Source organism: Acidobacteriota bacterium, from assembly GCA_028875575.1.
GTDB lineage: Bacteria > Acidobacteriota > Terriglobia > Versatilivoradales > Versatilivoraceae > Versatilivorator.
Genome location: JAPPDF010000053.1, coordinates 1 through 20,931, shown reverse-complemented (window position 1 = coordinate 20,931; position 20,931 = coordinate 1). Strand labels below are relative to the sequence as shown.

General features: G+C 62.0%; 19 protein-coding genes. 6 read left to right on the top strand and 13 right to left on the bottom strand.

Features of this window, described 5'->3' with window-relative positions; all coding sequences use genetic code 11:
- Nucleotides 1-9: 9 nt before the first annotated feature.
- Nucleotides 10-2,115, bottom strand: coding sequence for an alkaline phosphatase family protein (locus OXI69_08300; protein MDE2666137.1), 2,106 nt, complete (start codon nucleotides 2,113-2,115; stop codon nucleotides 10-12).
- Nucleotides 2,116-2,275: 160 nt separating this feature from the next.
- Here OXI69_08300 and OXI69_08295 point away from each other — a divergent pair, with 160 nt between their 5' ends.
- A complete protein-coding gene (locus tag OXI69_08295; protein MDE2666136.1) occupies nucleotides 2,276-3,250 on the top strand; it encodes a type II CAAX endopeptidase family protein in 975 nt (324 codons plus the stop codon).
- 94 nt (nucleotides 3,251-3,344) lie between these two features.
- Here the strand turns inward: OXI69_08295 and OXI69_08290 are convergent, their stop codons facing one another.
- Both OXI69_08290 and OXI69_08285 read right to left on the bottom strand, forming a co-directional pair.
- Nucleotides 3,345-3,650, bottom strand: coding sequence for a BrnA antitoxin family protein (locus tag OXI69_08290; GenBank protein ID MDE2666135.1), 306 nt, complete (start codon nucleotides 3,648-3,650; stop codon nucleotides 3,345-3,347).
- The gene (locus tag OXI69_08285; GenBank protein ID MDE2666134.1) at nucleotides 3,619-3,834 is read right to left on the bottom strand and encodes a BrnT family toxin; all 216 of its coding nucleotides are present in this window, start codon (nucleotides 3,832-3,834) and stop codon (nucleotides 3,619-3,621) included. The genes OXI69_08290 and OXI69_08285 overlap by 32 nt, the downstream gene beginning before the upstream one ends.
- Before the next feature lie 264 nt (nucleotides 3,835-4,098).
- Between OXI69_08285 and OXI69_08280 the strand changes: the two genes are divergently transcribed.
- The gene (locus tag OXI69_08280) at nucleotides 4,099-4,815 is read left to right on the top strand and encodes a sulfite exporter TauE/SafE family protein (protein MDE2666133.1); all 717 of its coding nucleotides are present in this window, start codon (nucleotides 4,099-4,101) and stop codon (nucleotides 4,813-4,815) included.
- On the opposite strand, the gene OXI69_08275 is transcribed toward OXI69_08280, so the two are convergent.
- From OXI69_08275 to OXI69_08265, 3 genes are all read right to left on the bottom strand, one after another.
- Nucleotides 4,792-5,796 carry a bifunctional ADP-heptose synthase gene (locus OXI69_08275; GenBank protein MDE2666132.1) on the bottom strand — a complete coding sequence of 335 codons (1,005 nt, stop codon included), beginning with the start codon at nucleotides 5,794-5,796 and terminating at the stop codon, nucleotides 4,792-4,794. The genes OXI69_08280 and OXI69_08275 overlap by 24 nt on opposite strands.
- Nucleotides 5,774-7,372 carry a PfkB family carbohydrate kinase gene (locus OXI69_08270; protein ID MDE2666131.1) on the bottom strand — a complete coding sequence of 533 codons (1,599 nt, stop codon included), beginning with the start codon at nucleotides 7,370-7,372 and terminating at the stop codon, nucleotides 5,774-5,776. Before OXI69_08270 ends, OXI69_08275 begins: the two co-directional genes overlap by 23 nt.
- 126 nt (nucleotides 7,373-7,498) lie before the next feature.
- Nucleotides 7,499-8,416 (bottom strand): Fe-S cluster assembly protein HesB, encoded by a 918-nt coding sequence (locus tag OXI69_08265; protein ID MDE2666130.1) that lies wholly within the window; start codon nucleotides 8,414-8,416, stop codon nucleotides 7,499-7,501.
- Between the two features lie 85 nt (nucleotides 8,417-8,501).
- On the opposite strand from OXI69_08265, the gene OXI69_08260 reads away from it, so the two are divergent.
- Nucleotides 8,502-9,380 (top strand): hypothetical protein, encoded by an 879-nt coding sequence (locus OXI69_08260; GenBank protein MDE2666129.1) that lies wholly within the window; start codon nucleotides 8,502-8,504, stop codon nucleotides 9,378-9,380.
- A 473-nt stretch (nucleotides 9,381-9,853) separates the two neighbouring features.
- Here the strand turns inward: OXI69_08260 and OXI69_08255 are convergent, their stop codons facing one another.
- Both OXI69_08255 and OXI69_08250 read right to left on the bottom strand, forming a co-directional pair.
- Nucleotides 9,854-10,486: a YdcF family protein gene (locus OXI69_08255; protein ID MDE2666128.1), complete on the bottom strand. Its 633-nt coding sequence runs from the start codon at nucleotides 10,484-10,486 to the stop codon at nucleotides 9,854-9,856.
- 4 nt (nucleotides 10,487-10,490) lie between these two features.
- On the bottom strand, nucleotides 10,491-11,129 hold the full coding sequence (locus tag OXI69_08250) for an L-threonylcarbamoyladenylate synthase (protein MDE2666127.1): 639 nt from the start codon (nucleotides 11,127-11,129) through the stop codon (nucleotides 10,491-10,493).
- Nucleotides 11,130-11,322: 193 nt separating this feature from the next.
- On the opposite strand from OXI69_08250, the gene OXI69_08245 reads away from it, so the two are divergent.
- From OXI69_08245 to OXI69_08235, 3 genes are all read left to right on the top strand, one after another.
- Entirely contained in the window at nucleotides 11,323-12,156 is an 834-nt protein-coding gene (locus OXI69_08245; GenBank protein ID MDE2666126.1) for an RNA methyltransferase, read from the top strand.
- Nucleotide 12,157: 1 nt separating this feature from the next.
- Entirely contained in the window at nucleotides 12,158-13,540 is a 1,383-nt protein-coding gene (locus OXI69_08240; protein ID MDE2666125.1) for a replication-associated recombination protein A, read from the top strand.
- A gap of 324 nt (nucleotides 13,541-13,864) precedes the next feature.
- The gene (locus OXI69_08235; protein ID MDE2666124.1) at nucleotides 13,865-16,042 is read left to right on the top strand and encodes a glutamine synthetase III; all 2,178 of its coding nucleotides are present in this window, start codon (nucleotides 13,865-13,867) and stop codon (nucleotides 16,040-16,042) included.
- A gap of 116 nt (nucleotides 16,043-16,158) precedes the next feature.
- Here the strand turns inward: OXI69_08235 and dgoD are convergent, their stop codons facing one another.
- From dgoD to OXI69_08210, 5 genes are all read right to left on the bottom strand, one after another.
- Complete coding sequence (gene dgoD / locus OXI69_08230) at nucleotides 16,159-17,430, bottom strand: galactonate dehydratase (protein ID MDE2666123.1); 1,272 nt, start codon at nucleotides 17,428-17,430, stop codon at nucleotides 16,159-16,161.
- 77 nt (nucleotides 17,431-17,507) lie between these two features.
- Complete coding sequence (locus tag OXI69_08225) at nucleotides 17,508-18,176, bottom strand: uracil-DNA glycosylase (GenBank protein MDE2666122.1); 669 nt, start codon at nucleotides 18,174-18,176, stop codon at nucleotides 17,508-17,510.
- Nucleotides 18,177-18,674: 498 nt separating this feature from the next.
- Nucleotides 18,675-18,902 carry a cold-shock protein gene (locus tag OXI69_08220; GenBank protein ID MDE2666121.1) on the bottom strand — a complete coding sequence of 76 codons (228 nt, stop codon included), beginning with the start codon at nucleotides 18,900-18,902 and terminating at the stop codon, nucleotides 18,675-18,677.
- 195 nt (nucleotides 18,903-19,097) lie between these two features.
- Nucleotides 19,098-19,496: a hypothetical protein gene (locus tag OXI69_08215; GenBank protein ID MDE2666120.1), complete on the bottom strand. Its 399-nt coding sequence runs from the start codon at nucleotides 19,494-19,496 to the stop codon at nucleotides 19,098-19,100.
- An 87-nt stretch (nucleotides 19,497-19,583) separates the two neighbouring features.
- Nucleotides 19,584-20,792: a type II secretion system F family protein gene (locus tag OXI69_08210; GenBank protein ID MDE2666119.1), complete on the bottom strand. Its 1,209-nt coding sequence runs from the start codon at nucleotides 20,790-20,792 to the stop codon at nucleotides 19,584-19,586.
- Nucleotides 20,793-20,931: the final 139 nt, after the last annotated feature.

Sequence of the window (20,931 nt, the reverse complement as noted above, 5' to 3'; positions counted from 1 at the left end):
CCGGGAAGTCTAAATCAGGGGGCGTCCCTTCATGTGGCCCGGCTGCTCCACTCCCAGCGCCTTGAGCACGGTGGGAGCGATGTCGGTCAGCCCGGGATTCTCCTGTTGGATCTTTCGATTGCTGAAGAGGACACCGGGAACCAGGACGGGGTCCACGCAGTGGTCGCCGCTCCAGTGCCGGGTGTTGTCCTCGAACTGCGATGGGGTGACCCGTCCCGTGGCGCCGGCCCACGAGGTTCGATAGCCGGCATTGTATCCTACCAGCAGATCGGGAGCCTCGTGGGTATAGGGGCCGGTAAAGGTTCTCTCCGTTTCAACCACCCTCCGAATGGCGGTTTGGCCCGTCTCGGGGTCGACCAGCCCGGTCAGCTTCCGGGAGATTTCGTTTCTCAAGGCCGCCAGGGGCTCGCCCTCCTCCACGATTCCCCTGGCTTCTCGTCCTTTGCGGTTGATGAACACTCCGGTCAGTCCCAGGGCGAAGGCTCGGGTTCGTTCCCAGTCGACTCCCTGCAGCCAATCGCCGCTCTCGTTGCGACCCTCCTTGAGGAAGAGATAGCCGTTGTCCCGAAGCCAGGCATTCAGATTGAGTCCCCGCTTGAACTGGGTGAACCCGTGGTCGGAGATGACCAGCAAAAGGGTCTTGTCGTCGAGGACCTGGAATAGCCGACCCAACAGGCGATCCATTCGAATGTAGAGGTCGCGGATCACGTTCCGGTATTTCTCGGTTTCCTTGCCGCGGTTGGAGGGGTGATCGGCGTCCAGGCACCTGAAGAACATGTGCTGAACCCGATCGGTGGTGTCGAAGACGCAGGCGCAGACTCCTTTGGGGGTGCGCTCCAGGACCTTGAAGAACATCTTCTCCCGCTCTTCGTACAGCAGGTAGGCCTGCTTGAGGAAGGCCTCTTCGTCGATGGCCCCCTCGTTGAGGGCCCAAGTGTCTTCCGCCAGCCCCAGGGTGCCGTAGGTCCCGATCAGCTTGGCCAGGTAGACTGAGTAGATGAAGGGGTGCGAGATCGGCAGGATGGGGCGTTCGGGATCGATGTGGACGGGGGAGGCGTAGAGCTCGAAGTGGGGCGAGATTCGATTCAGGTGGAAGAGGCAGATCCCGTGGACCTTCATTCCCAGCCCGGGTCGAAAGACCACCCGAGTCCAGGGAGAGTAGCTACCCTGTTCCAGCTCGAACTCCTGGTCCGAGACGGTAATGCGAACCCGGTCTCCGGAGGGGTCCAGCCGGATCTCCATGGGCAAGGTCAACTCTCCCCCGTCGCGAATCAGCGGGTTCTCTGGCCCGTGGAGCGCGGTGCGGATCGGGTTGTCGCTGAGGGAGACCGGGTACCGCGTTCCTCCGAGCGCTGATCCGGAGGGGTCGCCGTTGCTGGTGTAAAGCGAGAAGGTTCCCTGAGAGCCCTTCAGGTCGGGAGCGCACATGCCGGAGAGCAGCACTCCGTGAAACTTCTCCGGCGGGAAGGTGACCGGGACGCGGATGATGGAACTGAAGATGCCCCGTTCACCCAGAATATTCCAGAAGGGCTTGCTCTTTTGTTTCAGGCTGGCCCGGGGCTTTCCCAGGGGGATCAGGTACTTGCCCACCGAGAACACCCGGGAGGCGGCGCTGATCTGGGCCGAGGACAGGATGGGGGCGTAGGTGCAGGGGTCCCGGGTGAGGAAGTCGTAGATGTTGTGGTAGGAGGCGTCCACTCCGGTGGAGAAGGAGGACCAGGCCACCGGGGAAATGGCCGGCAAGCTGGTGGCCAGTGCGGTGAAGTCGCCCCGCTCCTTCAGCTTCTGGAAGTTGGGTAGCAGACCCTCCTTCATGAAGCCTTCGGCCAGCTTGGGATCCATGCCGTCGAATCCCACAACCACCACCCGGGAAAAGTCGGTCTTTTGCCGGTTCCCTCGCTTGCGCTTGAAGAAGAGGCCCGCCAGGAGCCGCAGGGGCCAGGAGAGGAGGGAAAAGCCAGCCAGCAGGACGGCCAGCAGCAGCACCAGAAAGGAGGAAACGAAGGCAAAACCCGCCCCCGGTCCAATGTAGGCCTGCAGGGACAGGGGAAAGGCGATTCCCAGGATCAGGGCCCAGGCGGTAGTCGGCCACAGGGATTTGGGTTTCCGGGTCATGGTAGAAAAGCCGCTGCCTCCCCTCTCGGAGACAGGGCATAATACATCAACCCCCTCGTTTGGGGTCCCGGAACTCTGGCGGCGGACGCCGCCGGTCCGATCGATGGGGCGTTTGGGCAATCCCTTGCAGTCCCCGCACGGCTCCAGGAACGTTCAATAGATGAAGCTTCCGGTCCTGACGATCTGTCTCATTCTGATAGGCATCAACCTGCTGGCCTGGGGACTCTCCGGCGGGCAGGTCGCTGTCGACCTGCGAACCGGACTGGCGGCCCTCTGCCTGAACAGCTACTTCTTCCTCTTCCTTCTCTTGGGTTACCCACCCCTTCAACAGACTCTCGGGGACTGGTTTGGGCCCAACGCAGGCCGGGTGCTGCCGTTTGCAACCGTTCTCTGGATTCCCTACCAAATTTACGGCGGCGCTACCGATACGCTGGGATTTTTACCGTATCTCAAACTGGCCCTTTACCTGACTGTCCCTCTTCTGATCGTCCTGTTCACCCGAAGGCTTGCCAATCGATTTCACTGGCAGGAGTGGCTGGTGGCGCTGGTGCTGTGGCTTCCCCTGGACTTCGGCTTGATGAAAGGAGTCTGGACCTGGCCCGCTGGGGGCCTGGCTTATGGAATGAGCGCGCTGGTCGGGACCTGCCTGGGTGTGTTCTGCGTGGTCTGCCTGCAGGGCCTGGATGGGGTGGGCTATCGGTGGCGCTGGCGGGCGGTGGACTGGCGGGTTGCCGCGGGGTATTTCGCGCTGTACGCCCCGGTAGCCATCGGGCTGGGCCTTCTGACCGGCTTCCTCCAGCCCGCCGAGGAGTTTGCCTCACCCGGCGCCCTCCTGCCGATGGCGCTGGGAATTTTCATTTTCATCGGCATTCCCGAGGAGCTGCTGTTCCGAGGCATCATTCAGAACCTGCTGGAAAAAGCGATCGGCCGCCCCACTGTGGCTCTGGGAGTGGCCGCGCTCATCTTCGGCGCCGCCCATCTCAACAACGGTCCCAGCCCCGACTGGCGCTACTTCCTGCTGGCCACCCTGGCCGGACTGGTCTACGGCCGAGCCTACGCCAGCACCCGCAACCTGATGGCCCCGGCCCTGCTCCACACCCTGGTCGACGTCGCCTGGCGGGGGTTTTTCCGGTGATGGGGGGGCTGCTGTATCTGCCCTGGAAGGGGAACTGTCAGGTAATTGCCGTCACTGTACGGGCGGCGGAACCACTACCGCTTGGACATTTTCGTCAGGTGCTGCCGTAGTGCTTTTCGCGATGCAATTCCTCTCGAATGACTCTCCGTAACGTATCGGCCAACTCTTCCTGTTCCTTCGCCTGCCTCAATGTCTCGTTAATCAGGGTTTGATACCCGCGCTTCCCTGCCTTTGCCTTGTAGTATTCGACGAGGTTTGTGTCCAGCGAGATTGTGATGCGTTGCTTGCGTGGGGCGGGCTTGAGTCCGACGCGGAATGTGGCCCGGTCCAGGTCCGTTTGTGTCACCTTGGGATATTCATCACGATCATTACAGGTTGCTGAAGAAGAGAAGCTTTTCATCGTTGTCTGCCTCACGCATGGAAATAACACGGAGTGCATCTTCAGTTTCAGTATGCACGATTACTACGACCTTCGTGCCCAAAAGCCCAAGCGTGATCCAACGCTGTTCGCCGTAGTTCTCGCGGTTGTCTTCAAAGGTGAACAGAGGACCCTTGAAGACATGCTCAGCGTCGACGAAATCCAGTCCATGCTTCTTGAGGTTGGCTTGCCGCTTGGGTTCGCGTCAAAGGAGCCGCATCACCCAAATTATACATATGAATATGCATATTTCAATACCAATCATCCAAGGGCGACCGCTGTTACAGCAGGCGGCCACAACACTACCGGCGCACTGAAACATCAAGGCGGATGATAGCGAAGACAGGGATGACCAAACCGACGCCGATTATTGGTTGGTAGAATTAATGGAGTTCTTCCTGGTCGATGACGGCTTAAAACTCGCAATTCCATGAATCCATCCCTGCTGGCTGCTCAGGCCATCATCCTGTTTGCCTTTTTCTTCCGATCCTTTTCCGGGTTCGGAGGGGCGTTGCTCAGCATTCCCCTGCTGGCGCTGCTCTTTCCCCTGAAGTTTATCGTTCCTGTCGAATCCTGCCTGGAGGTGGCTCTCAGCATCCTGCTGGTGCCCGGCGCCGTTCGCAGGGTCGACCGGGCCAACCTGTTGCGGCTGTTGGCCGGGGCGGTGCCCGGTAGCCTTGCGGGAGTCTATTTGCTGGCTTCCTGGGGCAACCGGCCTATGGAGATTGTCCTGGGCGTAGCTGTCATTGGGGTCGGTTTGTTCTTCCTGCGAAATACGCCCTCAGCCCCGGTCGTGTCCAGCCGATGGGGGCTGGCGGCGGGGCTTGCGGGAGGATTGCTGGGAGGAATGTTCGGAACCAGCGGCCCGGCCTATGTGGCCTTCCTCTCGAGCCAGGCCCTGGACAAGGCAGCATTTCGGGCGACGCTGATCGTGCTGTTTGCCGTCGAGTACGCCTGGAGGCTCGGATTGTATGCCCACCAGGGGCTGCTGGACACTCAGGGGTTGCAGTTGGCCCTGACTCTGCTGCCGGCTCTGGTGGCGGCGACCCTGTTGGGTCACTTTGTCCATCTCCGGGCTGGGGAGAAGGTGTTTCGGAGGTGGGCAGCGGTCTTTCTGCTCGTGTCAGGCACCTTGTGCCTTTTCTGATTGAGTCACCGCCTCCGTCAGCTCGGCTGCCGAGACGGCGTGGGTGCCGGGCCTGGAGACGGAGATGGACGCGGCCAGGTTGGCCAGCCGGGCGGCCTGGTGCAGATCGGCGCCCTGGGCCAGAGCGGCGGCCAGCGTTGCCAGCACTGTGTCGCCGGCTCCCGAGACCTCCACCGGGGAAGGGCAGAGGGCATCAAGGCGGCAGGTGGAGCCGGAGGGTGGCGCAATCAGCATGCCCTGGCTGCCCATCTTCAGAACTACAGCACAGCCCATCCGGCATCTGAGCGTTTCGGCAATGGTCTCGACGTCATCGCCCGGTTCCCCTCCGGAATCGAGTTGGGCGCTAAGGGAACGGGCTTCGCTCAGGTTGGGGGCGATCAGGTGCAGGTGGCGCCAGTTGAGGGCGTTTCGGGGCTTGAGGTCGGCCACGATCCGGCGGCCGCTCTCCCGGGCCAAGCGTTCGATCCGCTCGGCCAGGCTCGGAGAGAGCAACCCCTTGTCGTAGTCGGAGACCACCAGCAGATCGACCTCGCTCAATCGAGCTTCGATTCGGGCAGCCAAAGCAGCCTGTTCGGCTTCGGTCAAAGGCGAGAGTTCTTCTTCGTCCAGCCGAAGGTAGTAGTGATCTCCCGATAGCACGCGGGTCTTGAGAGTGGTCGGCCTATGACTCTCGAGCAGGGCCCCCTCCACACCCGATTCCCGCAGCAGCCTTTTAACCGCCTCGGCCTCGGAATCGCCTCCTACCATTCCTGTCAGGGCGGTGTGGGCACCCAGCCGGGCCAGGTTGCGCGCCACGTTGGCGGCTCCCCCAAGCGCCCGGGACTGGCTTCGGACTTCCAGCAGGGGGACGGGGGCTTCGTCGGCCACGCCCAAGGCCCGGCAAGCCAGGTAGGTGTCCAGCATGACATCGCCGACCACCAGCACCCGCACGCCGGAGATCTGCCGGATGCATTCCAGGCTATTCTTGACTCGTGTTTCCATGGGGGTCTTGGCCTGAAGGCCGGACGGGAACAGGGGGGTCTTTTATCGGGTCCGTCAGGGCCAACTCCTTTTCCAGCAGTTCACAGATGATGTGGACGACCACCAGGTGGGATTCCTGGATACGGGGGGTGTTGTCGGAAGGCACCTGAATGCAGAGATCACACAGCTCGGGAAAGCTCCCGGCGGAGGATCCGGTGAAGCCGACCGTGGTGGCCCCCTTTTCCTTGGCCATCTGGATGGCCCGCACGACATTCTCCGACTTTCCGCTGGTCGAAAAGGCCGCCACCAGGTCCCCGGGCTTGACGAAGGTGTCCACCTGGCGGGTGAAGGTGCTTTCGTACCCGTAGTCATTGGCGATGGAGGTCATCAGGATCTCGTTGGTGGAAAAGGAGAAGGCCGGGAGTCCCTTGCGCTCGATGCGGAAACGGCCCACCAGTTCGGTAATGAAGTGGTTGGCGTCGGCGGCGCTCCCTCCGTTGCCGAAGGCGTAGACGGTCTTGTGGTCGCGGTAGGTCTGAATGATGGCCCTCACCACCCGTTCGATCTCCGGGAGTTGCTCGGTGATCAGGCGCTGTTTCACCTCGACGCTCTCGCGCAGCAGGCTGCTGATCTGGGGGTGAAAGAGATTCAGCAGCTCTTCCGGATTCAGGTAGGCGATGCCGGGCTTGCAAACCACCGTGGCCGCGGCCTTGTTGGCCAGGGCTGCCGCCGATTTCAGGTCGGCGCCGGCAGACAGGCTCAGGGCCAGAACGGCGGTCACGCTGTCGCCGGCTCCCGCGCGGTCCGCCAGTGGCACCGGGTCGGCGGGAATGGTCTGCGGCCGGCCCGAGGTGGGGAAGATGGTCATCCCCTGGCTTCCGCGGGTAACCAGAACATTCGAGTCCAGCCTCTCGGCCACCCGCCGGCCCGCCCGCTCCGGGCTGGAGTCGGACTCCCCCAGTTGAGCCGCCGCTGCCACGATTTCTCCGGCGTTGAAGGTGAAAAGGTCGGCCCGGGGATACCAGCGGACATGCTCCGGATGGGCGTCGATGACGACCTTCAGCCCCTGGTCCCGGGCCAGGGCTTCCACCGAGTCCAGAAGCGATCGTGTCACGAAGCCGTAGCCCTGATCGTAGACCACTACGGTTCGGGGCCTGCCGGGGAGTTCGGAGGTGAACTCGCCAAGGGGGGGTAGCGAGTCGGCATAGTGGTCGATGGCCGGCCGCTGAAGGATCTGGATGAGCTGGTGGTTTGAGGCGAAAAAGCGCCGACGCTCCGGCAGGCGATAGGGGGCGGTCGGCGGGGCGCTCAGCACCTGAACGCCCTCCTCCCGCAGTTCACCCAAAATCTCCCGGCTGGCCTCATCCCCTTCGAAGAAGCCGTAGAGGGCCGCCTGGCCGCCCAGCCTGGAGATGTTCCTGGCGACATTGGCGGCCCCACCCGGGATGGCCCGCTTCGAGGTGATCTGCAGCACCGGAACGGGACTTTCGGGCGCCAGGCGGTGCACGTCCCCGTAGACCTCACGGTCGATGTGGGTGTCGCCGGCGATCAGGACGCATTGGTCCTTGAATTGACTTACCAGTGACAAAGGCAGCATGTTCCCTCGGAGGATTCCCGGTTACGGCATCTCTTGGCGATCGAGCCGCCCATGCTCTCTGCGGAATGCCCCATTATACCCGGGCCGGCAATTCCCGGGACCCGGGGCCGCCGGGCAAACCGTACATCAGGAAGACCGCGAATCCCCGTCCTCGAACCAGTCCCGGGTCAGATCGAGCCAGAGCACCAGCCCCTGCCAGCGGCCGAAAGGCCGGTAGTGCCTCTGGATGGCGGAGTCCTTGGGGGCCTTCTTCAGTCCATAAACGGCCCCAAACCGGGGTCGGACCCAGCTATCCAGGCTCAGGTGGTCGTGGTGACCCAGCAGCTTCAGCAGATTCCCGGCGGCATAGGGACCGATTCCCTTGATGGCCAGCAGTCGGCGGTAGGCTTCCTCCCCGGTCAGATCCTCCCATTCACCGTTCGGCAGCCTGCCCGTGGCCACTCTCTCGGCCAGCTCAATGAGATAGCCGCTGCGGTATCCGCAGCCAATCTCCCGTCTCAGGAACCGGGAAGTGGTCCCCGCCAGTTGCTCGGGGCTGGGAAAGCAGCAGTAGTCGGAATCCAGTCGTGTCCCCAGCTTCTGAACCATCCCGGTCACCATGCGCTGGGTGGCCTTCCAGGAGCAGTTGGTGGTGCAGATCATCTTGACCATGTCCTCGAAGAAGGAGGGGGCCCGCAGCAACCGCCCCGCCTTGGCCCGGGGGACCCAGTGGAACCGGCCCGAACGGTCCCGCCGTGCCAGTTCCCTATGGAACTCGGCCAGGGATTCTCCCAACCGCAGCATGTGGGCCACGGCCTCCTTGACCGATCTCAGGTCCCGACCGGACAGCGGACCGGAGGAGTGTACGCCCACCCGGACTTTGCCATCCGTTTGTTCCCGCATCTCGGCCAGTGCCGGCTGGGAGTCGAGTTGCAGGACCCGCAATAGCCGGCGCCGACGACGATCCATAACGAAGGGTTGCAGGGTAGACCAGCCGTGGCTCAGCACGGTTCTCCAGAAACTGAAGTCCGGCGGCACGTCGAGAATCAAGGTCGGTTGGGTCATGGGTGGGTTCTCACAGGGACACCAAGTTCAACCGGGGTGCGCCACCCGTGGCATAATTGGGTTTGACGACTCTTTGGAGGGCAACGTGTTCAAAACCGTTCTGGCGGTTCTGCTGGCCAACCCGATCCTGCTTGCAGCGGTTGACTTGAACCGGGAGAACGACCTGCGCCGATTGGTCGCCCAGGTGGCCGAGAACGAGCGCAAGAACAGATTTCGGGAGATGGGCTATTTCTACCGGCTGCAAAATCACAGAATCATACTCGACCGCAAGGGCCGCGAAAAGAAAAGAACCTCTTCCACTTACGAGGTGATCCCACTGGACGACGGTGTCTACCGAAAGCTGATCCGGAGGAACGGCGAACCTCTTTCGGAGAAAGAAGCCCGAAAACAAGAGAGAAAGGCCGAGGCTCGGCTGCGCCGCCAAAGAAACCTTTCCCCTGCGGGCCGCGCCAAACTGGAGCGCAAGCATGCCGAGCGGCGCCGCAAGGAGGCCCTATTCTGGGAGGATGCGGTTCGGGCCTTTCATTTTCACTACCGGGGTGAGGAAGTGCTGAATGGTCGACCCGTGGTCGTGGTGGATCTGCTGCCCCACGAGAAATACCGTCCCGCCGAGAAGGACTTGTGGATTCTGGACAAGCTCAAGGGGCGGGTCTGGATCGACAGGCAGGACCTGCAGTTGAATCAGGTCGAGTTGGAATTCGTCAAGCCCGTGAAGATCGCTGGAGGTCTGGTGGCCAGGTTGTACAAGGGATCGACGCTGTGGGTGCGACAGGAGAAAGTACGGGACGATGTCTGGTTTCCGCGGCGGTTCGAGATGATCATGAACGGCCGGATTTTTCTGCTCAAGGGACTCAACATGAGGATGACCGGAGAGTTCTCCGATTACCGGCGTTTTGGAACCAGTGTGCGGATGGTGCCGGCGGATCCTCCGACCGACGGCGGTTCAGTGGAGAGTAAAGAGTGAAGAGTGGAGAGTGGGAAGTTGTTAGCCGAGGGTTTGGGAACAGCCAAGCCCCTGATGACGTGACTGAGCCTACCTGAAACAAACGAAAAAAGAGCGATCCACGAAGGACCACCAAGCGTGACGGCTCTGCCGCATCGGCAGGGCTGCGGCCTGGCAAGCCGGCGCGCGCCGCCTTGAGGAGCAAGAGTGATGGGAGGACTTCATCCCCTGACGCGTCCCACCAAAGGAGCTCCATCGGTATTCGTGTCCATTCGTGGTTTGTCTTCAAAAACCATCGGCAGTTTCTTCCTCGAATGATCTGCACGGCAGGGACGGGACTAATTTGAAGGATTGCGCCGAGGCCGACTGGATGCTTTGCGTGTCGATCAAATAGCTCTTCACTCTTCACTCGCCACTATTCACTCTTCACCTGGCCGCGCTACCGTCCCCTACCACTGGGCGGTTCATAAGGGAGGAAACAGGGATGTCCCAGATCAGGCCCCGGCGGGAATGGGGAGGTGGAGTTTTTCTCGGGCCGCGTAGACGGTGTATCCCACCACCTCCCGCAGCGAAGCCTGCAGGCGGCGCTTCCAGTTCGACTCGATGGGACTGTTGGGCACGGGGGATCCGAAGACGACGACCTGGCGGTCCTGGAAGATCTGCTTGATCCGGAAGAGGTGGAACCCGTCGCTGACCACTACGACCTGCCGGATTCCCTGACGACGCAAGACTTCCACGATGTGCTGAATGCTGGCCAGCGTGGTCAGCCCTCTGGCTTCCATCTCAATGCTGTCCTCGGGGACTCCATGCTGGATGAGATAGGCCTTGCCGACCTCGGCCTCGGTAAAGCGAGGGTCCATACCGTATCCGCCCGTAGTGATGATCCGGTTTGAGAGCTTTCTCTTGAAGAGCTCCACGCCGTGATCCAGCCGCGCCCTGAAGACGGGCGAGGGCCGGCCGTTGTACTGGGCGGCGCCGAAGACGATAATGCGGCCGGCAGGCCGGGCGTCGTCCCGGTTGGCCTCGGTCCGGACCAGCGCGAAGATCGCCAGAGCATAGACCAGGATGGCGGAGGGAAGATAACCGGCAAGGACTTTGAACGCAAACCGCTTCCGTCGGGCTTTCATGACTCTAATGGGAGAGGTATTCCGCCAGAACTTCGTTGGGGATAGCTCCTTCTCGAACCACTCGGGCCGGTTTCGAGGTCAGGTCCAGAACGGTCGAAGCGGCCGTTCCCGGAGAGTCGCCGGCGTCCACCACCAGCTCGATCTTGCCCCCAAGCTGGCTCAACACGTCCTCTGCCGTGGAACAGGAGGGATGTCCGGACAGGTTGGCGCTGGTGCCGACGATGGGAAGGCGAACCCTGTCAATGACGCTCCGGGTGAAGGGTTGGTTTGGAATCCGCATGCCCACCGTTCCCGTTCCCCCGGTCACCTTCAGGGGAACCCTTTTGGCTGCCGGAAGGATGAGGGTAAGTGGGCCGGGCCAATAGCGCGCCGCGATTTCGTAGAATACCGGTGGAATGCTGTCGCTGATCCCTTCGGCTTGATCCACCGAATCGATCAGCACCAGCAGGGCTTTCCAGTCCGGCCTTCCCTTGATTTGAAAGATTCGCTCTACGGCTCGCAGGTTATAGACGTCCGCGGACAGCGCATAGAATGTCTCGGTCGGGAGGGCGATCAGGTTGCCGTCGAGAATAGCAGCCGAGGCGGTCTCGAGCGCGGTCTGGTCCGCGCCTGCTCCGTGAAGTTTGATTCTTTGCGTTAGCATCAGGCTGAAACTAACATAAACACCCTGGTGGGTCAACGCGGGCGCAGAGGGTGTGGAACAGCCGGGAAGAGCCCACGTTTGAGAGGCCTGAATCCTCCATCACCGGTGCCCTCGGAATACGTTCTCCACCTGCCCCTCAGGCGCCTCGCGACGACGCCTTGGGCTTTACCGGTTTCCCCGGCGAGGACCACCGATGAGTTCTGAAACCATCACCTCGTCCTCGAATCGAAGGATCCAGCGGTTGAGGGCGCTGATGCGTCGCTCTCCCCTGGATGGTGAGGCTCTGGCCGTGGTGGAAGGGCCCAAGCTGGTGCGCGAGGCCTGCGACAGCGGTCTCGAGGTCGAGGAGATCCTGGTGGCCTCCAGCAAGCTGGCTCCCTTCAGGGACGAAGACTGGTCCGAACGGGCAGGGGCCGAGCTCTTCGGTGTCTCGGACAAGCTGTTTCACTCCCTTTCCGATACCGTGACCAGCCAGGGAATCCTGGCCGTCGTGCGCATCCCCGCCGCATGCTTGGATTCCCTGTTGACCGGCGAGCCGCTGCTGCTGGTGGCCAACCAGGTGCAGGACCCGGGCAACCTGGGAACTCTGATCCGCTCGGCGGAGGCCTTCGGGGCCAGCGCGCTATTGCTCACCACCGGCACCGTCAGTCCGCTCAACCCGAAGGCCGTTCGAGCTTCCGCCGGATCCCTCTTCCGAATTCCCATTGCCGGCCCGTTGGCCCCTGCATCGCTGGCCCCACGACTGCGCCGGAGCCGGATCCGTCTGATGGCGGCCGTGCCGGACGGGACTACCGATTTCCGGCAGGCCGACTACCGAGGCGGTCTGGCCCTGGTGGTAGGGAGCGAGGGTGGGGGAATCCCCCCGGGTTTGGGCGCCTTCGATGCCGAGATCCGCGTGCCCACTGCCAAAGGGGTCGACTCGCTCAATGTGGCGGCTGCAGCCGCCATCGTCTTGTGCGAAGCCGCCAGGCAAAGAGATTGTCGTGGAGGCTTCACCCAATCGACAGGTCGGAGTCAGGCGTTGTAGCATGAGCACCATGAATCTCTTTCCAGAATTCGCCTCGCCCCGGCAGGTCCCGGCAGGGGAGGGGGCGCCGCTGGCGGACCGGATGCGGCCCACCCGGCTGGAAGATTTCGTGGGCCAGCAGCACCTGGTCGGTCCCGGCAAGCCGGTGCGCCTGCTCCTGGAAAAGGACCGTATCGGGTCCCTCATCCTCTGGGGTCCTCCGGGTACCGGCAAGACCACCTTGGCCCGCATCATCGCCCAGGGTACCCGGATGGACTTCGTCCCCTTCAGTGCGGTCCTTTCGGGAATCAAGGAGATCCGCTCGGTGATGCAGGAGGCGGAACGGAACCGGCGTTCCGGGCGCCGGACCCTGCTGTTCATCGACGAGATTCACCGTTTCAACAAGGCCCAGCAGGATGCTTTCCTGCCTTTTGTCGAAACCGGCGCCATTGTCCTGATCGGCGCCACCACCGAGAATCCTTCCTTCGAGGTGAATCCCGCCCTGCTTTCCCGTTGCAAGGTTTACCAACTGGAACCGCTGTCATCCGAGGAGGTGGTCCAACTGCTTCGGCGGTCTCTGAGCGACCGGGAGCATGGAATGGGGGCCGACCCGATCGAGATTGAGGATACCCACCTGGCCATTATCGCCCAATTAGCCAATGGAGACGCCCGGGTGGCCTACAACACCCTGGAGATTGCCGTTCAGATGGCTCCAGCCGAGGAGGCCGGCCAGAGAAGCATCAGCGAGCAACTGGTCAGAGACGCGATGCAGCGGCGGGTGCTTCTCTACGACAAGGCTGGCGAGGAACACTACAATCTCATTTCGGCGCTGCACAAATCGCTTCGCAACAGCGATCCGGACGCTGCAATCTACTGGCTGGCACGCATGTTGGAGGCCGGCGAGGACCCCCTCTACATCGCCAGGCGAATGGTCCGCTTCGCCTCCGAGGACGTGGGCATGGCCGACCCTCACGCCCTGACGGTGGCCGTGCAGGCCAAGGAAGCCTTCCACTTCATCGGACTCCCCGAGGGGACCCTGGCCCTGGCCCAGGCAGCGGTCTACCTGGCCACTGCTCCCAAGTCCAATGCCCTGGACAAGGCCTATGCCGCGGCCGTCGCGGACGTGAAGCACACCCTTGCCGAGCCGGTCCCCGTGCACCTGCGCAATGCCCCCACCCAGCTCATGAAGACTCTGGGTTACGGCAAAGGCTACCAGTACGCCCACGATTTCGCCGATCGGTTGACCGCCATGAGTTGCCTTCCGGAATCGCTGAAGGGTCGAAGGTACTTCCGGCCCTCGGGGGAGGGATTCGAGGAGGTCATCCGACAGCGACTGCAAACCTGGCGGGAGAAGATCGCCAGGCTCCGCCGGACGGAAAAAGACGAGGGTTCGAGCTCGGTTTGAAGTGAATCTGGGGGAACCGAATTGTAGAGGGACTATTGTGTGCTGGATATTCTCCCAAAGATCACTGATAGCTCACAAAAGTCGAAAATATGACGCGTGATGCGGTAGAATTCCTTCGAGTTGCGGTTCAAAGACCAGGGACAGGGTTATTCGGTCGATTGGAGATCTTTTGCTCTCCCCCTGAGAAACCTCTAGAATGCAGCCGGCCCTTCGCATCACCGGTGTGGGTGTGCATCGAGTGGCTGCGGCCCAATGGGTTCCCGGTTCGGAGTGTCGCCGCCGCTTGCGGATAGCCCCAACCTTTAGAGAAGAGGATACCCCGCGATGACACAGAAACGCTTCGACTCCGTCAGCGCAGTGAATACCTGGAGCGGCAGATCGGAATCCCGGTCGGGTGACCGCGATCTCCTCCCTCGAATCTTCGGGGAAGACACCTTTGGGGTGAAGGAGATGCGCGCGCGGCTGCCCGACAACGTCTTCAAGCAGCTATTCAGGACCATTGAGCACGCGGAAGCGCTCGACACAAAGAGTGCCGACACGATCGCCGCAGCGATGAAGGACTGGGCCCTCTCGCGGGGCGCCACCCACTATTCACACTGGTTCCAGCCGCTCACGGGGAGCACCGCCGAGAAGCACGACTCCTTTTTGAAGGTCGATCGCGATGGGCGCGCCATCACTGAATTCGGGGGCGACGAGCTTGTTCAGGGCGAGCCCGACGCGTCTTCGTTCCCCTCCGGGGGGCTCCGCGCCACCTTCGAGGCTCGCGGCTATACGGCTTGGGATCCGACCTCGCCGGCCTTCATTCTGGGCGGCGAGTCGGCCACTTACCTCTGCATTCCCACTGCCTTCTCCAGTTGGGCGGGCGAAAGTCTCGATGCCAAGATTCCCCTGCTGCGGTCGATGGACGCGCTTGACCGGGTCACGCGCCGCGCGCTCAAGATCTTCGGTGTGGAGGCCGGACGGGTCACGGCCAGCCTGGGTCCCGAGCAGGAGTTCTTCCTGGTGGACCGCGAGTTCTATTACCGCCGCCCGGACCTGATGACTTGCGGCCGCAGCCTCTTCGGAGCCAAGCCGCCGAAGGGACAGGAGCTGGACGACCACTACTTCGGTTCAATCCACGATCGGGTGATGGCCTACATCCAGTCGGTCGAGATGGACCTTTACCGGCTGGGTGTCCCGATGAAGACGCGCCACAACGAGGTGGCGCCGGGGCAGTACGAGGTGGCGCCGGTCTACGAGAACGCCAACGTGGCCTCCGACCATCAACAGTTGATGATGCGGATCCTGGAGCGGAACGCGCGCGACTATGGACTGGTGTGCCTGCTGCACGAGAAGCCCTTCCAGGGGATCAACGGGAGCGGCAAGCACCTCAACTGGTCCTTCGGGACCGCGGACCGAAACCTGATGGACCCGGGGGACACTCCCCACGACAACCTGATGTTCCTCTTCTTCTGCACCGCGGTCATGAGCGCGGTGGAGAAGCACCAGGATCTGCTGCTGGCGTGCGTTTCGAGCGCGGGGAACGACCACCGTCTGGGCGCAAACGAAGCCCCGCCCTCGATCATTTCGGTCTTTCTGGGCGACCAGTTGCAGGACATCTTCCAGCAGATCGAGGAGTCGGGCTCGGCGGAGGAGACGGAACGGAAAGACCTCCTTGCTCTGGGTGTCTCGGTGCTGCCCGACCTGCCGCGCCACTTCGGCGACCGCAACCGCACATCGCCCTTCGCCTTCACCGGAAACAAGTTCGAGTTCCGCGCGGTGGGTTCGTCGGCGAGCATTTCGCTGCCGGCAACGGTGCTCAACACCATCGTGGCCGAGTCTATCGACCTCTGGACCGACGTGCTTGAAGCGGTGGTCGAGGCCGGGGCATCCGTCGAGACCGCGCTGTGGAAGCTGCTCTCCAACGAGGTCCCCTCGTTCAAGCGGATCATTTTCAACGGCGACAACTACGCTCCCGAGTGGGTGGAGGAGGCCGAGCGGCGGGGACTGCTCAATACGGGGAATACAGTGCAGGCGCTTCCCGCGCTCGCTTCGCCCAAGAATCAGCGTCTCTTCGACAAGTACGGAGTCATGACTCCCCGCGAGCTCGAGGCTCGGCTGGAGGTGCTGACCGAGCAGTATTTCATCAAGATCAACATCGAGGGCGAGACGGCCGCCCACATGGCACGCTGCACGATCCTGCCGGCGGCGGTCAACTACCTGAACCAGTTGGTTTCGGCTCGGGGAGGATCTCGGGCGGCGGAGGTTGGAACGAGTGGCCTCGACAGCAACATCGAGCGCGTTTCGGGACTCATCGACGAACTGACGGCGGCGCTGGACGAGCTCGACGCTCAGAACGAGGAACTCGGGGGCGACGAGGTGTCGTCGAAGGTGGTCCACATGCGCAACAACGTGATTCCCGCGATGAACGCGGTGCGCGTAGTGGCAGACCGGATGGAGAAGGTGATTCCGGACGATCTCTGGCCGCTGCCCAACTATCGGGACATGCTGTTCGTGAGATAGGCGGGGTCAGGTCCCGGCAAAGACGCGGGTACCGTGTGCGACAGCGGCAACCGGGCGGCCCGGTTTCTCCCACATCCCGTTAAGGGAGCAGTGATCCGGAACTGCCGAGGGTCTCACTACCAATCCACTACAGATCCGTCGTCGGCGTCGTAGGTTTCCGGATTGTGCCAGTCGTGGCCGATCTTTGAGGCCAGGGCCTCCTCGTCGATTTCGATCCCCAACCCCGGTCCCGTCGGCAGATCAATGTAGCCTTCCTTGACCTGAAAGGGTTTCTTGAGGTAGCCCTCTCCCAGGCTTACCTGTTCCTGGCAAAGAAAATTGGGGATCGAGGCCGCCATCTGCAGTCCGGCGGCCAGCGAAATGGGTCCCAGGGGGTTGTGGGGGGCCAGCGTGGCATAGTGGGCCTCCGCCATTCCCGCAATCAGCCGGACTTCGGTAATTCCTCCGGCGTGGCACAGGTCGGGCTGCAGGATCGAGGCCGCTCCCTTTTCCAGAATTTCTCTGAAGCCCCACTTGGTGAAAATGCGCTCGCCGGTGGCGATCGGCAGGTGGGTGCCCCTGGCGATGTCGGCCATGACTTCCACGTTCTGGCAATTGACCGGTTCCTCGATGAACATGGGCTGGTAGGGTTCCAGCGCCTTGATGAGCAGTTTGGCCGTCTGGGGGGAAATGGCTCCGTGAAAGTCGATGCCGATGTCCCCTTCCGGTCCGGCGGCCTGGCGCAGCTCGGCGAATTTCTCGGCCGCGTAATCCACGAATTGCGGTGTTTCCACCGGGCGGGCGGGGCGCTTCTTGGCCGGTCCCGTCTTGAAGGCCGTAAACCCCTGCCGCATCTTGTCCTTCACTGCCTCCGGGGTACCGGCATGGGCATACACTCGAATCCGCTGTCGGGTCGGACCTCCCAGCAACTCGTAGACGGGGACCTGCAGCGCCTGGCCCTTGATGTCCCAAAGCGCCTGATCGACGCCGCTGAGTGCGCTGGTGAGAATCGGTCCTCCACGGTAAAAGGCGTGACGGTAGATCGCCTGCCAGTGGTGGGCCACCGCCCGCGGATCCTTGCCGATCAGGTAGGATTCCAACTCCTGGACGGCGGTGGCGCAGGTCCGGGCCCGGCCCTCCAGGATCGGCTCTCCCCAGCCCGCGATTCCCGCGTTGGTATGGATCTTCAGGAACAGCCAGCGGGGCCTCACCAGAAAGGTCTCCAACCTGGTGATGCGCATGAGCTCCCGGGCTCGTGTTCGCCGGGGTTCCGGGGGAGAGGCAGCGGCCGCTGAGGGCGCTCCTCCCGACCCGGTCGCCTGGGCCGCACCCAACCCGATCATCCCGGCAGTGCCCTTGAGCAGAGACCGCCGCGGCAGTTTTTGGTCGTCGAGCGAATTTTTCTTCAAGGCTCCATCTCCGTGGGAGGGACAGCTTCAGATTGGAGGTCGCAGGAGAAACTCCGCCATTCTATCACTTGGCCACCTCAGCGGACGTCGATCACCTGCCGAATTCTACGGAAGACGGAATCGAACATGGGCTGAGTGAGCTTTCCCGTAAAGGTGTTCTGCTGGCTGGGGTGATAGGAGGCCAGCAGCAGGCGGTCGCCGCTCAGGGCGACCTCGAGGCCGTGCTTGAAGCGGGGACGCCTGGTGCGGCTGTTTCCTCGGTAAAGGTCCCAGGCGTTATCGAAGGCGATTCGGCCCAGCGCCAGCACCACCCGAACCCTCGTCAGACGCTCCCATTCGAATTGCAGGTAGGGACGACAACTGCGAATCTCCTCCGGGCTGGGCTTGTTGGCCGGAGGGGCGCAGTGGATGACGGCGGTGATGTAGCAGTCGATCAGTCTCAGCCGATCCTGGCGGTGGGTGGATTCCGGATGGCTGGAGAAGCCGTGTCGATGGAGGGCGCCATAGAGCCACTCTCCGCTTCGGTCCCCGGTAAACATGCGTCCGGTTCGGTTGGCTCCGTGAGCGGCCGGAGCCAGTCCGACCACCAACAGGCGGGCGTCCTCCTGCCCGAAGCTGGGCACCGGCCGACCCCAATAATCCCATTGCCGGAATCTGGCCACCTTCTCCCGGGCGGTCTGCTCTCGCCAGGCATTCAGCCGAGGGCACAGGCGGCAACCGGGAATCTCCACCTGCAGGCGGTTCAGGTCGCCGATCTCGGAAAGATTCGGTGTCAACACCAAGAACTCGGCAAGGTCGCGGCTCCTAGCCTGCATTTTCTCACCAGGCGGCATGATCATAGCGCAGGAATTTCCCCTTCAGCGCGTGCTCGCGACCGAAGAGCGTAGCGGTCACTACGGTCGAGGGAGCCTGTGCGCGCTGAAGGGGAAAGGACAAGCCAGGGCATGCCCAGCGCCGTCTGGTACCCGCAAGCCCTTTACATGGAGCCAATCAAAGTACTGAAAGATAGACTCCCTTTCGTCATGCTACCAGCGACCTGGTGAGAAATGCGGGCTAGATGCGAAAAATTGGGAAATCAAGGAATAGCCGCGGCAACGGCGTCGAGGGAGGCGAGGTGAAGCGCGGCTGGATCCCCTGCTTGGGTGAGAGGGACATGGGTTGCCCGCAAGGTCCGCCCAAAATAAAACGCCCTGAAGCTGAATCAGCTTCAGGGCCGGGAAACGAACGTTGTGACGGAAACCAGTCTATATGGCCGTCTCTTCTTCGTCGGACTTGACCACTTCCTGTGCCTGCAGACCCTTGGGTCCCTGCACAACCGTGAATTCCACCGACTGTCCTTCTTCCAGGGTGCGGTAGCCCTCGGACTGAATCGCAGTGTGATGGACGAAGACGTCACCGCCCTGACTGCGCTCAATAAAGCCGTAACCCTTGGAATTGTTGAACCATTTGACTTTTCCGGTCTCTCTACTCATGGACTTCGAGACTCCTTTCGCATCGTGTGGGAGGTGTCGTAGATGTTTTTACAACTTGAAGAAGCCTCGAAAAAAAGGGGAGCCTACAGACAATCGGACCGCCAAGGGGAGCAACCTCATTTTCGACATGCTTACAACTCAAATCCCTAAAAACATTACAACGGATGCGAAAGTATACGGAAACCACCCAAACTGTCAAGATTTTGATCGAGACTGCTTCAACTCGAAACCCTTCGCAAATACGTACGCCACCAGCGCCACCACAAAGACCACCAGGAGCATCCAGGCAATGCCCTGGAGCGTCTCGATGATGGTTCGATAGACCTCCAGCGTCCACCGCTCCGACGTCAGGACCAGAATCTCTTCGTCCTTCCGGGATGCCGAGATGTAGCGTTCCAACTGGTGGATGCGAACGCCTGACGAGATACCGACAACGTAGGCCGCGAACTTGATGTAGCGGTGCCACGCCCCGCCCAGGTCCTCGGCTACGATCCGATCGAGTATTGAAGCGATGGGCCGGTCAAAAAGTCGCACCACGCCATAGGATACCGCCAAGGCAATCAGGAAAGTGATGATCAGTAATGTGAAGAACATAGGAATCTGCAGCCTCCCAGCAAGGGTCTTCGGGTGAATATATGACGCGGGTTCCCGTGTCAACGAAAAACCGGATTTCTCGACACCCTACAGTACCGACAGCTTGGAGATCAGCGAGAATAGCGGCAGGTACATGGAGATGACAATCCCGCCGACCAGCAGTCCCAACAGCAGGATCAGCAGAGGCTCCAAGGCGGTCAACAGATCGGATACGGCGGCGTCGACCTCGTCTTCATAGAACTCGGCCAGCTTGGTCAACATGGCGTCCAGGGCGCCCGTCTGCTCCCCTACACTCACCATCTGAGTGACGATGGGAGGGAATATCCGGGAATACCGAAGAGTCTCGGCCATGGCCTTCCCCTCCTGGACGGCGCCGCGAGTCTTGAGGACGGCTTCCTCCACCACCGCGTTGCCTGCCGTTCCGGCAGTGATGGCCAGAGATTCCAGGATCGGCACTCCGCCGGAAAGGAGCGTGGCCAGAGTTCGGGAGAACCTGGAGATGGCGATCTTGCGCATCACGCCTCCCAGGACGGGAATCCTCAGCAGGGCCCGGTCCATGGCATGGCGGCCGCCCGGGGTCGCGTAGTAACGCCGGAAGGTGTAAGCAAGCCCGATGGCGCCGAGCATGAGGAAAGGAATGGTGTGGCCGACCAGTTGGCTGATGGCTATAACCACCCGGGTCGGCAAGGGAAGCTCGGCCTGGAGGCTGACGAAGAGAGTGGTGAACATCGGAACCACCTTCCACAAGACCAGAAGCACGATTGCCATGGCGACCGCCAGAACCACGGCCGGATAGACCATGGCTGACACCACCGCGCGCTTCAACTTGACCGCCTTCTCAATGTAGGTGGACAGCCTCCGGAGAATGGTGTCCAGGATGCCTCCGGCCTCTCCTGCGGCCACCATGCTGCTGTAGAGGGGATCGAAGACCCTGGGGTGTTGTTCCAGTGCCGACGCCAGGGAAGTCCCACTCTCTACGTCCTCCCTCACCGCCTGCAACACGCTTTGGAAGGCACTGTTTTCCTGCTGCTGTCCCAAGGAATCCAGGCACTGCACCAGAGGCAATCCGGCGTCGATCATGACCGAGAATTGCCGGGTGAAGACTGCGAGCTCCTTGGGTTTGACACGGCCCCGGCTTCGGGAAAAGAAGCGGCGGTCGACCTCTTCCTTGATCATCACCGGCCTGACCTGCTCTCTTCGCAGCACATTGGCCAACGCCTGCCTGGAAGCTGCCCGGCGCCGGCCGCGTACTTCGGTTCCGGTCCGGGATCTTCCGCGATAGAGGTATACCGGCATTGACCCTTCCAGAGGGCCCGGGCGCTTTCGTCCAGGCCGGTTAGCCCGCATTTCTCACCAGGGGGTGTGATCCTGGCGCAGGAATTTTCCCCTCAGCGCGTGCTCGGGAGCGAAGAGCGTAGCGGTCACTACGGTCGAG

What these genes read in the sequence shown, in the direction of transcription:
- OXI69_08280 (MDE2666133.1), top strand. Translation starts at nt 4,099, where the DNA reads ATGAATCCATCCCTGCTGGCTGCTCAGGCCATCATCCTGTTTGCCTTT.
- OXI69_08300 (MDE2666137.1), bottom strand. Translation starts at nt 2,115, where the DNA reads ATGACCCGGAAACCCAAATCCCTGTGGCCGACTACCGCCTGGGCCCTG.
- OXI69_08295 (MDE2666136.1), top strand. Translation starts at nt 2,276, where the DNA reads ATGAAGCTTCCGGTCCTGACGATCTGTCTCATTCTGATAGGCATCAAC.
- OXI69_08215 (MDE2666120.1), bottom strand. Translation starts at nt 19,496, where the DNA reads ATGTTCTTCACATTACTGATCATCACTTTCCTGATTGCCTTGGCGGTA.
- OXI69_08290 (MDE2666135.1), bottom strand. Translation starts at nt 3,650, where the DNA reads ATGAAAAGCTTCTCTTCTTCAGCAACCTGTAATGATCGTGATGAATAT.
- OXI69_08265 (MDE2666130.1), bottom strand. Translation starts at nt 8,416, where the DNA reads ATGACCCAACCGACCTTGATTCTCGACGTGCCGCCGGACTTCAGTTTC.
- OXI69_08275 (MDE2666132.1), bottom strand. Translation starts at nt 5,796, where the DNA reads ATGGAAACACGAGTCAAGAATAGCCTGGAATGCATCCGGCAGATCTCC.
- OXI69_08245 (MDE2666126.1), top strand. Translation starts at nt 11,323, where the DNA reads ATGAGTTCTGAAACCATCACCTCGTCCTCGAATCGAAGGATCCAGCGG.
- OXI69_08235 (MDE2666124.1), top strand. Translation starts at nt 13,865, where the DNA reads ATGACACAGAAACGCTTCGACTCCGTCAGCGCAGTGAATACCTGGAGC.
- OXI69_08270 (MDE2666131.1), bottom strand. Translation starts at nt 7,372, where the DNA reads ATGCTGCCTTTGTCACTGGTAAGTCAATTCAAGGACCAATGCGTCCTG.
- OXI69_08220 (MDE2666121.1), bottom strand. Translation starts at nt 18,902, where the DNA reads ATGAGTAGAGAGACCGGAAAAGTCAAATGGTTCAACAATTCCAAGGGT.
- OXI69_08240 (MDE2666125.1), top strand. Translation starts at nt 12,158, where the DNA reads ATGAGCACCATGAATCTCTTTCCAGAATTCGCCTCGCCCCGGCAGGTC.
- OXI69_08250 (MDE2666127.1), bottom strand. Translation starts at nt 11,129, where the DNA reads ATGCTAACGCAAAGAATCAAACTTCACGGAGCAGGCGCGGACCAGACC.
- OXI69_08255 (MDE2666128.1), bottom strand. Translation starts at nt 10,486, where the DNA reads ATGAAAGCCCGACGGAAGCGGTTTGCGTTCAAAGTCCTTGCCGGTTAT.
- OXI69_08210 (MDE2666119.1), bottom strand. Translation starts at nt 20,792, where the DNA reads ATGCCGGTATACCTCTATCGCGGAAGATCCCGGACCGGAACCGAAGTA.